Source organism: Shewanella sp. BF02_Schw (assembly GCF_014596695.2).
Classification (GTDB): Bacteria; Pseudomonadota; Gammaproteobacteria; order Enterobacterales; family Shewanellaceae; genus Shewanella.
In genome coordinates this window covers 16,807-32,281 of the sequence record NZ_JABKAW020000005.1, presented here as the reverse complement: position 1 = coordinate 32,281, position 15,475 = coordinate 16,807, and the positions used below count along the sequence as shown (strand labels likewise).

The 15,475-nt window shown below is 37.8% G+C and carries 16 protein-coding genes; 12 read left to right on the top strand and 4 right to left on the bottom strand.

Going from position 1 to position 15,475, the window contains the following annotated elements; translation table 11 throughout:
* Positions 1 to 51 precede the first annotated feature (51 nt).
* Entirely contained in the window at positions 52 to 1,722 is a 1,671-nt protein-coding gene (locus HNW13_RS17605; protein WP_192114648.1) for a CHC2 zinc finger domain-containing protein, read from the top strand.
* 64 nt (positions 1,723 to 1,786) lie between these two features.
* On the opposite strand, the gene HNW13_RS17600 is transcribed toward HNW13_RS17605, so the two are convergent.
* Positions 1,787 to 3,331 carry an LPD7 domain-containing protein gene (locus tag HNW13_RS17600; protein WP_192114649.1) on the bottom strand — a complete coding sequence of 515 codons (1,545 nt, stop codon included), beginning with the start codon at positions 3,329 to 3,331 and terminating at the stop codon, positions 1,787 to 1,789.
* 1,653 nt (positions 3,332 to 4,984) lie between these two features.
* Here HNW13_RS17600 and HNW13_RS17595 point away from each other — a divergent pair.
* The 4 genes from HNW13_RS17595 (at position 4,985) to HNW13_RS17580 (ending at position 7,606) form a co-directional block, all read left to right on the top strand.
* Positions 4,985 to 6,220: a DNA cytosine methyltransferase gene (locus HNW13_RS17595; RefSeq protein WP_192114650.1), complete on the top strand. Its 1,236-nt coding sequence runs from the start codon at positions 4,985 to 4,987 to the stop codon at positions 6,218 to 6,220.
* Between the two features lie 180 nt (positions 6,221 to 6,400).
* Complete coding sequence (locus tag HNW13_RS17590; RefSeq protein ID WP_192114651.1) at positions 6,401 to 6,760, top strand: hypothetical protein; 360 nt, start codon at positions 6,401 to 6,403, stop codon at positions 6,758 to 6,760.
* A gap of 10 nt (positions 6,761 to 6,770) precedes the next feature.
* Positions 6,771 to 7,058, top strand: coding sequence for a hypothetical protein (locus HNW13_RS17585; protein WP_192114652.1), 288 nt, complete (start codon positions 6,771 to 6,773; stop codon positions 7,056 to 7,058).
* Positions 7,059 to 7,180: 122 nt separating this feature from the next.
* The gene (locus HNW13_RS17580) at positions 7,181 to 7,606 is read left to right on the top strand and encodes a hypothetical protein (RefSeq protein WP_192114653.1); all 426 of its coding nucleotides are present in this window, start codon (positions 7,181 to 7,183) and stop codon (positions 7,604 to 7,606) included.
* A gap of 146 nt (positions 7,607 to 7,752) precedes the next feature.
* Here HNW13_RS17580 and HNW13_RS17575 read toward each other — a convergent pair whose 3' ends face one another.
* Entirely contained in the window at positions 7,753 to 8,220 is a 468-nt protein-coding gene (locus tag HNW13_RS17575) for a hypothetical protein (RefSeq protein ID WP_192114654.1), read from the bottom strand.
* 15 nt (positions 8,221 to 8,235) lie between these two features.
* Positions 8,236 to 8,643, bottom strand: coding sequence for a hypothetical protein (locus HNW13_RS17570; protein ID WP_192114655.1), 408 nt, complete (start codon positions 8,641 to 8,643; stop codon positions 8,236 to 8,238).
* 486 nt (positions 8,644 to 9,129) lie between these two features.
* Here HNW13_RS17570 and HNW13_RS17565 point away from each other — a divergent pair, with 486 nt between their 5' ends.
* The 4 genes from HNW13_RS17565 to HNW13_RS17550 all read left to right on the top strand — a co-directional run bounded on the left by HNW13_RS17565 (position 9,130) and on the right by HNW13_RS17550 (position 13,369).
* Entirely contained in the window at positions 9,130 to 9,969 is an 840-nt protein-coding gene (locus tag HNW13_RS17565; protein WP_192114656.1) for a YfbR-like 5'-deoxynucleotidase, read from the top strand.
* Positions 9,970 to 10,022: 53 nt separating this feature from the next.
* The gene (locus HNW13_RS17560) at positions 10,023 to 10,532 is read left to right on the top strand and encodes a hypothetical protein (RefSeq protein ID WP_192114657.1); all 510 of its coding nucleotides are present in this window, start codon (positions 10,023 to 10,025) and stop codon (positions 10,530 to 10,532) included.
* Between the two features lie 78 nt (positions 10,533 to 10,610).
* On the top strand, positions 10,611 to 11,405 hold the full coding sequence (locus tag HNW13_RS17555) for a hypothetical protein (protein WP_192114658.1): 795 nt from the start codon (positions 10,611 to 10,613) through the stop codon (positions 11,403 to 11,405).
* Positions 11,406 to 13,111: 1,706 nt separating this feature from the next.
* The gene (locus HNW13_RS17550; protein WP_192114659.1) at positions 13,112 to 13,369 is read left to right on the top strand and encodes a hypothetical protein; all 258 of its coding nucleotides are present in this window, start codon (positions 13,112 to 13,114) and stop codon (positions 13,367 to 13,369) included.
* Positions 13,370 to 13,461: 92 nt separating this feature from the next.
* On the opposite strand, the gene HNW13_RS17545 is transcribed toward HNW13_RS17550, so the two are convergent.
* Positions 13,462 to 13,719, bottom strand: coding sequence for a hypothetical protein (locus HNW13_RS17545; RefSeq protein WP_192114660.1), 258 nt, complete (start codon positions 13,717 to 13,719; stop codon positions 13,462 to 13,464).
* A gap of 266 nt (positions 13,720 to 13,985) precedes the next feature.
* Here HNW13_RS17545 and HNW13_RS17540 point away from each other — a divergent pair, with 266 nt between their 5' ends.
* From HNW13_RS17540 to HNW13_RS17530, 3 genes are all read left to right on the top strand, one after another.
* The gene (locus HNW13_RS17540) at positions 13,986 to 14,276 is read left to right on the top strand and encodes a hypothetical protein (protein WP_192114661.1); all 291 of its coding nucleotides are present in this window, start codon (positions 13,986 to 13,988) and stop codon (positions 14,274 to 14,276) included.
* Positions 14,277 to 14,393: 117 nt separating this feature from the next.
* Positions 14,394 to 14,891: a hypothetical protein gene (locus HNW13_RS17535; protein WP_192114662.1), complete on the top strand. Its 498-nt coding sequence runs from the start codon at positions 14,394 to 14,396 to the stop codon at positions 14,889 to 14,891.
* 64 nt (positions 14,892 to 14,955) lie between these two features.
* Positions 14,956 to 15,261, top strand: coding sequence for a hypothetical protein (locus tag HNW13_RS17530; RefSeq protein ID WP_192114663.1), 306 nt, complete (start codon positions 14,956 to 14,958; stop codon positions 15,259 to 15,261).
* The last annotated feature ends 214 nt before the right edge of the window (positions 15,262 to 15,475 follow it).

Sequence of the window (15,475 nt, the reverse complement as noted above, 5' to 3'; positions counted from 1 at the left end):
ATACATTCAAGAGTGTAAAATATACTTATTATGTACTCGTGAGGTAATCAAATGATTTCAAAGTCATTCATTGAAGATATGAAGAATAAAGTCTCTATTGTTGACTTAATTGACTCCTATGTGCCATTAAAAAAGCAGGGGAAGGAATTTGTTGCATGCTGTCCATTCCATTCGGAATCAAGCCCCTCATTCAAAGTAAATGAAGAAAAACAGATCTTTCACTGTTTCGGATGTGGCGAGAATGGTGGAATAATTGACTTTGTAATGGAACACGAATCAATTAGCTTTAGCGATGCAGTTGAAACAATAGCGGCTAAATCAGGGTTGACGGTAGAAAGGGTTTATAGTCGGCAACCAGTACAGAAAAAATCTAATGTAGAAGCAAAGCTGACAGTAATTGTTAAGAATGTATTTTCTAAAAGAGGTGAAAGTCTAACAAACAAATATGACATCAACAGTAAAACCATCTCTGAACTTGATCTGGGTGCTGCTATTAACAGCCAAGGCTTACAGCAAATTATTAATAATGACCTTAATTTAAAAAAAACATCAGCTCTAATTAATTTCCATTCTGGTTATCTTAAAAACCCGTCAGACGATATGTGCTTAGTTGTTCCACTGTATAAGACTAACAAGCAGTTTGCAGGTCTATATGTAAACTCACCAAAAACACCGTATCATATCGGGGTTAAAGGTGATGATAGAGGATTAATATACAATCCCAATAAAATATTAGAACGAAACAAACCCATCATCATATTGCCCAGCATCATTGACACAATTAAAGGCTATCAAGTTGGCATACCAAATTGCGTCGGCGTTGCCGATACTCATAAAAAAAGTCTTACAGGCGAGATGTTACGTTCATATAAGGCCAACGAGATATATTACATAGTAGAAAAGGACCAAGTTGATACTAGACAGCTTGCCCTTGACCTTCTTGCATCTATAAAAACATCAAACAACATAATCGGTCTAAAAGTCCTAATTACCAATGACAAAATCAACCTACCTAACACTGTAGCTGCGTATGGAATTGAGGTTTTACCAGACATTTTAAGTAAATCTAACACTTGGTATGACTTCATTGGAAGGGAGTTAACTCGTTCACAAGATACTAATAGCGAAAAATTTAAAGCTGAAATGTCAAAATTGCTATTGGACACATTTACCCAAAGCACAAAACACAAGGATGTCCCACTGCTATTACATTTTGTTGCCGAGGCACTTGGAAAGTGCTCTGTAGACATTAACTCAATCTTCCATCTTGCGTCTAAAAGCATTAGCGAACATGTTGAAGAAGACCTTCAACGCACCGAAAATGAACTTATGAAGAAGCACGTCGAATATTCAAATCAAATAGTTGCCGGTATACCAATAAAGAAAATTGATTCACTTACAGCTCTGTTGATTTTAGAGTCTAAAGGTGTGGTTGAACAAACTATGACAGAAGATGTTTGTAGTGAACTTATTAGTGTTATTGGTGAAAACACATCATTGGCTAAAGTGGTTCAGCTGATAGAGGATAATGGTTATATCAACGCAGTTGATATAAAAAAGGCACTTGGAGAAGTAGAGTATTTCCAAGTAAATAACTGCTTACAAGAGTTTATGCTTGATGATTGGTTTTTAGCTGACACTAAATTAAATATAAGTTTGATTACAAAAAATTCAAATATTGTTGAAACTACTAATCTAATTAATTTATCTCCCTCAATATAAATAGTAGATACAAAAAAGGCTGCTAGGTGAACAACACTAGCAGCCTTTTTTTATTATCTTTGAGTTAAAATAGCGATGGTTTAAGTGATAATTCGAGTTCGTGTTCGGGCTCAACGTTGCTAACATTCGGATTATCATTCTTAGGTAAATCACTTGAAACTTTTCCAGCATCTTTTTCAGGGGCTGCTGGTTTTACATTGGGCTGTTCAGGTTCGCCTGAATGCTTACCAACAAATTCATTTACAGCATCAGTTTCAGGATCAGATTTGTCTTTACGGGCCGCTTGGCGTAAAGCAGCAATGTTACTATAATCCCTATTTAGTTTAACCCCTATCCCGGCCCCTTTGCACGCTGTTACCATTGCTTCAACATATTCAGGCTCACCATTAATCTTAATACTTTTCCAACCTTTCATCTTAGCTGCTTTGACTGCAGCGATAGCGGATTCTTCGGGTGAATCGGACTCAACACTATAAGATTTGTAAAAATCTTTGATGGACACATTATTACGTAAACTAATATCAAGACAACCATCATTGGAATTAACTTCGCACAGATTGCTTCCAGAGCGCTTATGAAGAAAGAATTGATTAACGACACTTCGCATATATGTCTTAGCCAATAAACGACGGTCAATAATACTTTCCGTGTCTTGCGAAACATTGAGGCTTGGTTCAACGACAGTTTGTTTTTCTAAACTTGCTTCCTTACTACTTTCTGTTGATGATCTATCAGAAGTAGGATTATCAGAATTTTTAGTAACTTGAGGCTCTGAATTATTAGCGGTCAGATCATTTACGACGTTCAATATTTTGCTATGCCGAGACTCATCGACCTGCTCTACTTTGTGATCAATATTTTCAGGAGATTTTATTAAGGGTTCAATAGTATTATGAAATGAGTGAACATCGTTAAGGAACGAATTTACCTTATCATTCTTTTTAACAGTTTCAGCCTGATTAGACTCATCGACTTCATCGACTTCATCTTCTTCATCAGCCTGATCATGATTATTGTTTAAGTTTAAATCATTATCTTCTGCTAACGTTTGAAGGATTGTATTTAAGAACTCTTCCTCTTCGCTGATGGTGTTTGTGTCTGAAAATTCATCATGAAGTTTGTGTTCGTCATATGTGGATTCTGGACAAGTATAAGTTAAACCATCAGTGTCACGATCATACAAGTCCTGACCGTCAGAATTACCAAAATCTTGTTGATGATCGCTTCCTGAAAAATTGTCAAAATCTGCATCTTTAACAAATTCAGAGCCATTATTATCGTTGTCGCTAATGAGCGATTGAGCATTTTCTGAATAGTCAGACATTAACTGCTCAACAGAATCGGGAAATGGTTCAAATCCCTTTTCCTGATTGTCTTGGTCCTCGTTGTCCTGGGTAATTTCTTCGACTGCATTACCCACGTCTGCCATGCTGGATAAATCGTCATGCTGGCCCGATGAATCGATGCGATGTGTATCATCAGCGGCTTCACTTTTTGTGTTATCAAATGCCCCATCATCAACGTCCTTGTATTCTGGTGGGATATCTTCTTCAAAATTATTTACTGCGTTCAATTGTGCAAGTTCTGCAAGGTTGGTCAAAGCACCCATATTCGTTCCCTATGTACTTATGAATTACTTGATTAGTATACCACCTGATGGTTTTCAAACCACAAAAAATGGCACTATTTTGAAGAATGACATCTGTAGAGTGCTCAACCATTAGAATTGCTTAGCAAGTTACTGTGTGGCACAGAAACTATTGCATCTATTTGATTAATAACAATTACCAATGTTCAATGGCACATGGTTGTCTGTTCGGCAGGTTTATTAAAGCCGTGAGTTTCATTTAAGAAGTAAGTTGAGAATTAAAACCTTTATTTTCAAGGTGTTACATTTGACCTTAGATTTAACTGATTTTGTATAATTAATGTAATGTCATGAAATTCGTTATAGGCTTCTGATTTTATTTGAGAATATATTTTAAATGGCACAGATGGTTGATTGTTTATCTGTGAGAAGCCTAATAAGGCATTTATAGTAAGGAAATGAGTTAAAACGGGTAGTTTCCTTCTCCGAATTAATTTAATTTATAGCTAGGTGGCACAAGTTAATTAATAACATATTGAAACTTATATATAAAAATATATGCATGGCATGTTAGTGGTTAGTTTGGATGCCGGATGGCCCTATTTAATACTCCTGAAACCTGTGCCATAGCGATATGAGTTCACAAGTGACTGAAAAATAATGAAAATGGATTATATTAGTTCTTTTCGTGCCATACCAATTCGTTTTATTGGATGTTAACTGCCCAATAATGACAGACTAAAAACCAGTAAAATTTGATAAAACGGATAACCTCATAAAATTCATAGCGTTACCGCATCTTTATTAAAAAAATATGTAACTGTTTTAACAGTTAAGAATACCAACCTTAGTGAAGCCATAAACAGTTACGCAAAATGATCGTTAAGGATCTTAATGATCGCTAGCAGATCCTATAAAGACCAGTAGTGCCAAAAATATCAAAGCGTTCACATAAATGGTGAGAGAGATAAAAATCCACTTCATTAAGATCTCATTTTTTATTGTTTTCAAAAAAATGATCATATCAATTAATAAAATCACAGTGATTTCTAGAGAGTGAATGGCGGTATATTTCTAGGGTTTGACCAGGTTAATTGTCCGGTCAAATCACAGTGATTTCTAGAGAGAGAATGACGGTACATTTCTGGGGTGTGACCAGGTTAATTGTCCGGTCAAATCACAGTGATTTCTAGAGAGTGAATGGCGGTACATTTCTGGGGTGTGACCAGGTTAATTGTCCGGTCAAATCACAGTGATTTCTAGAGAGTGAATGGCGGTACATTTCTGGGGTATGACCAGGTTAATTGTCCGGTCAAATCACAGTGATTTCTAGAGAGTGAATGGCGGTACATTTCTGGGGTATGACCAGGTTAATTGTCCAGTCAAACCACAGTGATTTCTAGAGAGTCAATGACGGTACATTTCTGGGGTGTGACCAGGTTAATTGTCCGGTCAAATCACAGTGATTTCTAGAGAGTCAATGACGGTACATTTCTTCGTCGTAGACTGGTTGTAATGCAACGTTCAATTAAAGAGTAGGTTTTTATTAAAAGCTCAAGCAAAGAAAATAAGCTTTTCACAAATACAGGTGGGCGATACGTTGCTATATGTCTCATATGTACATATACTAGAATTACTGATTGCGACTCAGTGACCATTTAAACGAGGTGAAAGATGGATGTATTAGATTTGTGTGCTGGCATAGGTTCATTTAGCCTTGCGGCTAAACAAGTATATGGCGGTACCTATTACAATACCGTAGCTTGTTCCGAGGTTGAAAACTTCTGTAATAAAGTGTTGAGTAAGCAAGGGTATGAAATAATAGGCGACTTGAGTTATATAGGGCTACCTGAGTCACAACAACAATATTCACACCTTTTAGAAATGGATCTCGTACCTGCTGAAGAAACTGGGTTCACATCAATTAGCCTAGAAGACATCCTTGAAGGTGTTGTTGATATTAAAATGTGCATAGCTGGTTCACCATGCCAGGACGTTTCACCTGCTAACACAGGAGAGTCAAGAGGTATTGATGGAAGTAAAAGTTCGGTAATCCATGACATCATGGAAAAGGTAGAACTTATAGAACCTGATATTGTATTAATTGAAAATAGTAGTGCTTTAATTAGGAAAGGTCTCCATGTGCTGCTGTCTGTATTTCACGACTTAGGTTACATCGTAGAATGGTCAACTGTTGCTGCAGCCAACTTCGGGTACAACCACTATCGCCATAGATGTTTTATTGTTGCGTACTTACCTAAAACAAGAATTGCCCAATCTAATGCTAGTATATTTAAAGAAGTCAGCAAGTATGCAAACAAAGCGCCTGGTACAAAGACCCCGTTACTTAAGAATATGACACAAGAGCAACGGGCATTTACAAAGGTAGATGAGACTAGATCAATTAAATTAAGATCAAAACGGATTAATGCAATTGGTAACTCTGTGGTACTTGATGTCGCCTATGCAATACTTAAATCAATAGCAGACTTAGAAACTAAGGCTGTCGATGCGAAGCAGCATAAGCTCAAAGCTAAAGATACCCTTGGTTATATGACACGAAATGGAATTGTTGAAACCGTTAATTACTCTCTTTTTGAAGACCCAGCTTTTGTCGAGAAAATGCCACCAGCAGGTTTTATGTCTGTAGATGGAACAGTTTACATTTCGGCCAGGGATGAACGACTAAATCCGAAGAATACCGCCTACCCTGACCTAAATTCCACGTTATTGAGCCGTGATGGTAATAATTGTTTTTCTGGTAAAGCAAGATTGACACGCCCAGGTAAGCTTGGCGGCTTGGTAGCAGATGTTATGAGGGAGTTCGGTTTTAATCAAGGTGGTCTAAACCCTGTTTTCTGTGAAAGGCTTTTAGGCTTACCAGATAACATTACTAACATATTCGATTGAGATTCAGAAAATACTTTTAGATCATAAAGATCACTGTTGCTCTTTATGATCTATGCAATTTCATTACCCTCTCATTAATATCAATTAAAGGTTGTGATTGTATCGGTTATAACCTATTATTAATACTTCGAATCAATTGGCGAATGCGACCCGCCAATCATTTAAACGAGGTAGAAAGACATGCTAGTAATTCTAGAAGTAAAAACAAATTCAGATAGTAGCCGACCTACATACATCTCAGTTGATAGTAATGACATGGATTATCTCATTGCTCAAACCAAGCAAATGCTTAGTTGCATAATCCCAGTAACCCCTACCTCATTCAATCAGCCACCAGCAATTATCGCCTGCATCTTCATGCATAACATAACCTTTGAATGGCTTGATGAATACAAGAACCCAGTTTCGGATGATGAGCATATGAGCTGTTGGGAACAAACCACATGTCACGCTTCTGCAGATAATGTATTAGTGCTGTTTTCTCATAAGCAAAACGGCGATGAAATGTTTATTGAATACATCCCTGAAGTGACCCAATAAGGCGGTTTTCATGTCAACAACTCATCACCAAAAAGCAGCCTTTAAACAAAATGCAGCCCTTAAAGTAACTTTAAATTATTTATCTTCGCTTGATATTGATGATTTAGATGAGATGGTTATGGATATGGCCTACTTGTCAGTAAACACTGAAATCAACTCAACTTCAGACATTAACGAACAAGAAAGATTATTGAGTGAAGTCGAAAATACTGCGAGTGATGTGAATAATTGCGGTAAAGAAGCTCAAATCAATTTTCTCGTTAACAATGGCTATCGTGCGATGTTGTATGCAAGTTAGTTGAAGCCAATATCGAAACAAATTAAAAAGAGGGGTGCACCATGCCTATATATGATTAAAAGCCAACTAATGATGCTTATGCCGCGTTAATCGAAGATAGAAGTCAAATTCAGTTATCTGAAGTGGCCGTAAGCGATTTAAAGTTACTGTGTCAAACAACCATCACTGCACGAACCTTAAATGACTATTTTAAAAAGCATGTAAGTTCGCTTAGTGCTATTGGAGATGGCTTTAAGAAAAGCCGTGGTGACATTTATATTCGCTGGTGGGCATACGTTGAAGGTGCTTACGTACCTGTTGCTTTTAAGTTTGCTTTAGTTTGTAACCTCCACCTGAGAATTAAAGATCCATATGAGTATATTCAGGATCTAATTTATAAAACAGCCCCAACTCAAAAGTATATCGCCAAGGCTGAAGCGCTATGGCAAGAAATCGATAATGAATGGCAGGTTGTGGATGGTGTTGGCTATGAAAAAGCTTTAAAGCAATTGTCGGAGTTCAGAGCCCAGCTGAAACAGATAAGGGATCATTTTGTTTTGAGTGAGTAAAGCCTTAATCAATGAAGGTGTTCTGATCAAAAGTAACTATTAATATTGATAGTTACTTTTTTTAAGGTTGAAAGGACTCATTTGTACGTAGGCATATAGATGGACGGCAAGATCACTCGCCGTCTGTTTGAGTATTATTGGGGGATTTAGTGAGTTGGTTCATGTGGGTTATAGCCAAGTGCCGAAATCTCCGACAGTAGTAGGTCGGTATCGACACCAGCAAGTATAGAGTTGAGTGAGCAATCTAAATCACTATAAACCCCAAAATGGTAGTAATGCTTATCAGTTGAATTGAATCCTATTGGTGCACTTACTGTTGCATCTTCAATGAGTTTCTTAGTAAGCCATAGAGAAAACAGCTCCTTACATTGTGCTAATAGTACGTTGTTGGATGGAAGTACGCTTTCTGAAAGGTGCATATTAAAATGAGTAACACAAATTGAGTGTTCGGCTTGATGGTAATCATTACCGGCGTCTGCATTAAACGCTATTGCAGCAATAGGTACCTTGTTTAGAGTAATAGAGCAAACATACTGACTCTCGTTAGCTGAACCACTCTTTAGGCCAGCTTGAATCGCAGCGTTCGGGCAATCTGTTAGTTGTAGTGAATTCATAGGTAGAGCCTCAATTTAAGCGATAACGAAATAGTGTGAAGGGAATACCGTATATTCATTGCTGTTGCCATTAGCAGAGCACTGCCAGCTACGGTCTTTATTCATTCGAGTTAATGAAGCGTGGTCACCTTGATTAAGTTTTTTGATGTTGCAAGTTAAGACTACAGAGGCACCAAGTCTTGCTGGGATGAGTTTCTTAATATGAGTGAGGGTGTAGTATTTACACTCTGTTTCTGCATCGTCATCGATTATCAATGAGAACGAAAATGAGGCTATTTTGTTTTTGGCATTAATGCAGCCGAATCGAGGAAGTTTAATCAAACATCCCATTTGGAGTGCTAGTTCAATGATTTGATCTTCCGAATAGGTGTTACCTCTACTGAACTGGGTTAAATGCATATAGGGTTTAGTATTGTCACTCATAGTCACCTCGTTTATAGCTTATGTCGCAAATAAGCGATTTGGAAAGATGCATCATTATAATATCTTACCGAAAAAATGCAACCCTCAATTGATATTTAAATGTATCAAATATTAGACTTATTTGCTGGTGGCAGAGCAAATAGGAATGTCGTTTTAATGCTGTCTTATTTACCGGGTGAAGCCGTCGCAATAATTAATGCCCGGTGAAAACGTCGGGTATTAGTGCAAAGTTAATCGTTTAATCCACCAGCAGAATAACGATGATTTCAGATTAACCGTTTACCTACTAAACAGGATGAGTTGAGCGTATAAAGTTACATTAGATGCTAGCGTCATTTGGAGGTGTACACCCATCTAGGACTTTACCGCAGAACTTCAATAGATTGTTTTAAAATATATATTCTATATTTCACAACTCTTAGTTGATATATGTAAGGATATTGCATATAGTTAGTGCTTGTTAAATAAGCAACAGGCCGAACTATCATGAAAGCATCATTTAATTTTGATTGGTTAACAACCCAAGAGATAAGTGCAGAGATTGGCGCAACCAAACTAGCTGACATTGCATTGAAGCAAATTGGAGTCATGAGAGGGTTTGGACATAGTGATGGACACCTTGAATATGAACATGGTGATCTGCTGGTGGTTGGCTATTGGAGTATGGACTTTGATTGTTGTGGTACCAAAGATGAATCGACTACAGAGCCTGTTATCCAGACTCCACCAGCACCAAGTCCATTTATGGCATTAGGTCAGCGTCAAATCCATTTGAAGCGTTGGCCACTAATGCGTGGGGTTACGGGTGAGGATAACGTATTAGGTCATTCTGCCTCTGTTGCACACATTGGTCTAATGATGGCATTAATCGCTAACAAGAACGGAGCTAACTTCGATTTAGCTGAAGTGCTTGTTTATGGATTGCTGCATGATTTACAGGAAGTCGTCTGCCAAGATGTGGCTCAGCCATCTAAAAATGCCTCACCAGAGCTAGCTGCGGCATTTGATGCCTTTGAACAGAAAGCATTAAAAGCGATGGTCGAAACCTTGCCTGCCCCGCTTCAAACACCATATAACAATTATCTATCCCCATCGGTGGAAGTTAAGAACCTCATAAAAAATGCAGATATTTATGATGCGCTCAGGAAGTCACAAGACGAATGCGAAGCCGGTAATCATAAAGAATTTGGTTTAGCGTATTCCCGCTTAAAAGCGCTGGTGGCCGAGCGTTCACAAACGAATGGTTACTTGAAAGAATTCCATGAAACGTTTGGTGAAGCTTATTCATGGTCATTCGACAAACTAGTAGAGCATTCACACATTTAGATTGGCTATAAGCCGTTTACTTTATAGTAAGCGGCACTTACAGAGGAAATATCATGGCTGGTAATAGACAACACGGCTTTATGAGAGGCAATGCGAGTGGCCGTAATGGTTCTGGAGTTGCTAAGGCGTTCTACTGCACTGCTTGTGACAAAACCCATAGCGCTACAGTTGAAAAGGTAGGTATTAGTGAAACGGGTGAGATCATCTGCAACAAGCAATACCTTAAAATGATGGATATTAAATTTGACGTTCAAAATAAGAAGGTAGCTGGCTACAAACAGTTGCTTAATTTAAAAGGCAGCGTGATGAGCGATAGCGTTGAAGGGTTTAAAGCGCGTGTAGCATTTGTTAAGTGTGCTTTTGAGCATGATTTAGTAAAGGAGTTGTCTTCGGGTAGTAACTCTCGTCACTTTAGCAGTTGCTTTGAGATGAACGATGCTGACAAGGTTACAGCGGAAGTTATTAGAGCAAGTCGAGATTCTTATTGGCTTCGATACTCATTAATAAAGAATTTAGGGCAACAATTATTTAAATACTGGGAAGAATCAACGATCACTCATTAACCCATATTTAATATCAAATAAAAACCTGCATTGATTGCGACCAGTGTAGAGATAACCAAACAATAAACGAGGTCAATTATGAATGTAACAATCGATAAAATTGCGAATCCATTTCACACACTGGCTGGAACAGGCGTTAACAGTGTTGATCAACTTGAATTAATTACCACCCAAGGTAAGCAAGGGGTATCTTCTGGTGATACGCGCTCTTTGGTTGCTGTAGCTCTTCATTTAAAAAACAAAATGACCCTTTCACAGCTTGAAGCGCTTAGTGCTGAAGCAAGTGATATAGGGTTAAGTAATTCAGAAAACACAGAAAGTGAAATAGCCCAAAAATTAATAATGTTTGCTGTGGCGGTGTATCTTGGTATTGCCGACAAGCTTAGTCAGTTTATTAAAGTAGAAACAGAGTTGCATGAATCTATCGAGCATTATGATGCCGTATACCTTTGTGACATTTGTTTTGAAGTATTGTGCAAAGTCTTAACAAAAGAAGAGTTGTCCAAACATTATTACTTGGTAACCACTGAATGGCGAACTGGTGATATTTGTGGTGAAGATAGAAGGCTGTATGAATGCAATGCGGTACGCGAACCTAAAGACTTAACAATAAGCAAAGAAATTCAACAGGCGTCATGGGCTATTGCGATGGAATGTAACAGAGGCACTTTTTGTGGTGATGATAGTTACGCTATACCGTGTTTCTATTCCGATGGCTTAATTACATACCCAAGCTGCACACGTCCGGTTACCTACAGCGTTTATCTAACACTGAAAGAATGTGGTCTAGCGATAGAATCACCTAGTTCTATATCGTTGTTTGATATTGATTTGGCTATGGCTGAAATAGAAGAAGAAGTAGAAGAAGATTAAGCAATTGGTGAGCTTAATCTAACCAGTGAGCATTATCTATAACAACCGTCTTTATGACGGTTTTTTTATTCTTTAACGCTTATTTATACTGTAATCTCGTGCAAACAAGACAACAGATGTACTATACCCTTAAATGTACTTAACAGAAACTTGATAGGGTTTTAGATGGGTTTGAGTATTAACAGTTTTTTACGTACACCAATCATTGAAAGTCTAAAGGTATTTCTAAATAGAAAAACTGGTGGCCTTAACGAAAGCCTAAGTACATCCCTATATCTTGATTTAACAAATCTAAAGGGATGGCAAGGTGACAAATGTATTTTTGTTTCAATAGCACCCTATAGGCCATTGATGACATTTTCAATTATTGATTGTGAATTAGCTGTTGATTCTGATGACACAATAACGATTTTCTTTAAGTTCTGGGATAACAGCCTAAGTCGATACTTGATCTGCTCAAGCGTTTATTCGGAAATTTCATGTAATAGCCACATGAATGGAAAAAGACACTACCCAACCTCTAGGGCAGAGATAGAAAGGTTATGGGCAGAAACCTTAGCATCATCTAATACCAAAACTCAAAATTGCATGAGTCTTATTAGTAAGCCAACGTATTGGCATTATTTGATATATGGGTAATGTTAGTAATTAGCCCTTAGTCGAATAAGTAAATGACTCATACCCTCAATCTAACCAGTAAATCTGACATAGAAATATCTAGAATGTTGAACGACAGAATCAGCCTGGAGAAACGGCCTAAACATCTTTAGAAAACGGAAGGTTGCATTTTAGACCATTAATGAGCATGACATTTCTTAGAAGCGCCACCAGCGAACACCCTGCAAAAACCTCTTTTGTTACTCATTGTAATTTGATACCATATCATGACTAAATAGAGACATGATAAGTACATTTAACTGTTTGACATCAAAAGTCAACTTACTCGCTGAGCATAAAAAGGATTTTATGAGCCCACTACTTGAAATTGTTGTATCCTTCGGTAAAGACCTTGCTGCTGTGGTAGCTGTTTTTATTGCTTGTACTTCCTTTATGCTTGCTGATTTGGTAATAAAGACCATTAGCCAAGATAGCAGTATGATCTACTCATCACAGAACCCCAGCGAATCAATTGAGCTTGTCAATATATGCAATTCAAAGTTAAGGGCGCAGACACGATACTACTATCTCATTTCCCTATTGTGCTCAGTGGTGATTGGTCTGTCCTATTACGCTATTAATTAACCATTCACACTGAAGTCGGTCATTGAAGACAATTTAGCGTCAAACGTTTTAAAAAATACCATTTTTGATAGAAATGGTATTTTTTTGGCTTAAATTCAGAAAAGAAGCAAAAAGCACCAAATACTGACGAAATGATTTAAAAGTGATTGTTTATGGAGTTTTTAATAAATCAAAGCTAATTATTGGTTTTTTACCATTATTATTTTAAAAAGGAGTAAAAGTTAGGGTTTTACGACTTCTAGACAGTAAACGGTTCACGCGTGAACCATTATTTCGGTGAATGCTGGTGGTTATGCGAAGTGGAAATATAATCACCTGTTTACAGCACTTCAATTAGGTGCTTTAATTGGTTTTATTTAGCAACCTTAATAAAGGCTATCCATGTCAAATACAGTAATAGACACGTTCATTGCTAATACACCTAAAGGTAGTTCGTTTTCATTCAGAGCAGATCAGATCAGACAATGATCCATGAAGATGACGGCACTGTCATGTTTAATGATGGTGGCCAACAATATTTAGAGTTTGAGAACATCCGTGATTTTGCTGAACATCATTTCTTGAATGCATCAGTTAAGCACAGCGCCTCATATTACGTGGGTGATAGAAACGATGACGGCACAATAGATTGGCATGACCAGCCATACGATATAAATGAAATTGACAATGATGAAGGTGATTGTGTGTACACAAAGTCAAAACTCGTTGATTTAGTCAATTAGAATGGTTTGTAAGCGACAAAACTAAATAAGTTGGCCTGTGCCAACTTATTTTACATTAGAAGCCAGTATAGGCCACCAGCGGTGAATGTAAGCTAAAAACGATAGTTTGGGTTGATGCGATATACATACCGAGGGAAAGCAGATTTATTCTCATGTTCAACATCAATCACCCCTTTTCCTTCTAAAAACGAGAGAATATTTCTGGCAGTCGATGGGCTTAGCTGCAGGGCATTCTTAAAGTCACTAAGAGCTAACGCTTTATCTGATTCCCGTAAGTGATTTAGCAGTGTATCCCCTTGAGGATAACGGTTCTGAAGGGTTTGATTTTGACTGAACGAAAATGAGCTCACATTAACCTCTTACTCTACTTGAAAGCACGACAAAGCTGCTTTACATCAATGCTATAGGTTTATTTTACCTCAACAAATGGGATATAGCGATAGCATGCCTATGCGATCAATTGCAGATACCTGACTTAATATCACAACCTTTAATTGATATTTAGATAGAGGTGTAATATTCTATTGGTCATATCGAAGACGATGTAAAGTTACTTTAAACTCTCCACAATTTCTCAATCAATTCTGATGCGACCAGAATATCAAACGAGGTAAATATGAATATTGATAACAAAGACAAAAGGAACCACATACTTAAGCTTTTTGCTGAAGGTGTTTTCAGGGTAAACGGGTCTGAGTTGCAAGATGTTGAGCCAGATTATGATGCTAATGACGGTACGGCTATCTGGTTGTCAGTTATGGACGCGGAACAATGCATGACAACACAATACACCATTGAGAATAGTGCCTTTGCAAATGCTACTTGCGAAAGTTACAAGTGGTATGTTCGTGACATCAATAATGAAATTGTTGAGTTCAGTTTTTATGAGTTAAAAGTTATCCATTAAATAGATTTACATGATGAAAGATTGGCTGGTGGACAGCCATTTTATTATGATTGTATCAGCAACAATCCTCTGTCAATAACTGCGACTTAGAAACAGAGGGTCTTAAACGAGGTACCTATGGCTAACTCCATAACCAAATCTTGCTTTACCCTTCCCATTACCGAAGAACAGGCATACTTTGCAATAAACGTCATTGACTGCGCTGAACACCAATCAATCAATTTCAACAAGCCTTATAAAACGGCCACTTCCTTTGTGAATTGTCGAACTGACGTCTTCAAGTTGGCCAAAAAGCTTGTCATGAGCGTTGGTGGGTATGTGCAAGGTGAAGTGCGATTAGGATTTGAATATGTGTATATCGGTGGATCTTTCCGTATCTACCATAACGAAACGATTAACCTTACTAACGCCGCCCAATTTGTACACATTATTCTCAAGCATTTCGAATCTGATGAATTCGTACTCATTAACGCCGCTGAGACCTGCAATATACCTGTTGTGGGTAAATTTGGAGGCAATGCAGCCTTTGTGACTAAAAAAGAGGTTAAATGGATGAGTACGCACAACTGGCTACAAACACAGGCCAACCGCCATAACGCCAAACTAACAAAGTAGTGTCCACCAGCCTACTTAATTATGCGGGCTTTTTATTGGTGCAAATCAGATAATAGGATTAACAATGACTATAAACACACCTACAAAGATAATGATCCAGAGAAAACTACATTTGATTGAGATGTTTTCAAATAAAGCATACCGAGTAGATTTCTCGCCATTATTGGAGAATGAGCTGGACATGTTCGGTGAAGATGGCCATTCGGTGTATATTTCATGGGTAGAAGACAATGAGGGTAATGAAGACAGTTGCACTATCCCTCATTCGTCACTTGAGATGGCAGAGCTCCGCGGTAAAGTTTGGTTCGTTCTCGATAAAGACGGTGTTGAGGTGGGTCTTAAATTTTACCAACTGCAAGAAGTGTTTTAACCACTAATCGACATTTTACGTCATCATCTCCAGTTTCCATAAAGCCACTCATTGAGTGGCTTTATGTTACCTTGCATCCCTGTAAGAATGCTTTGTTTACTCAAAGACAATAGATCCACCCTACCTGCCCTTAATGCTGGTGGCATCACCTTGGCTTAGTTGTGAAGTTGAATCGCATACGGTTGAGTTAAAGAGACTTGATGGTAGTTGGTAA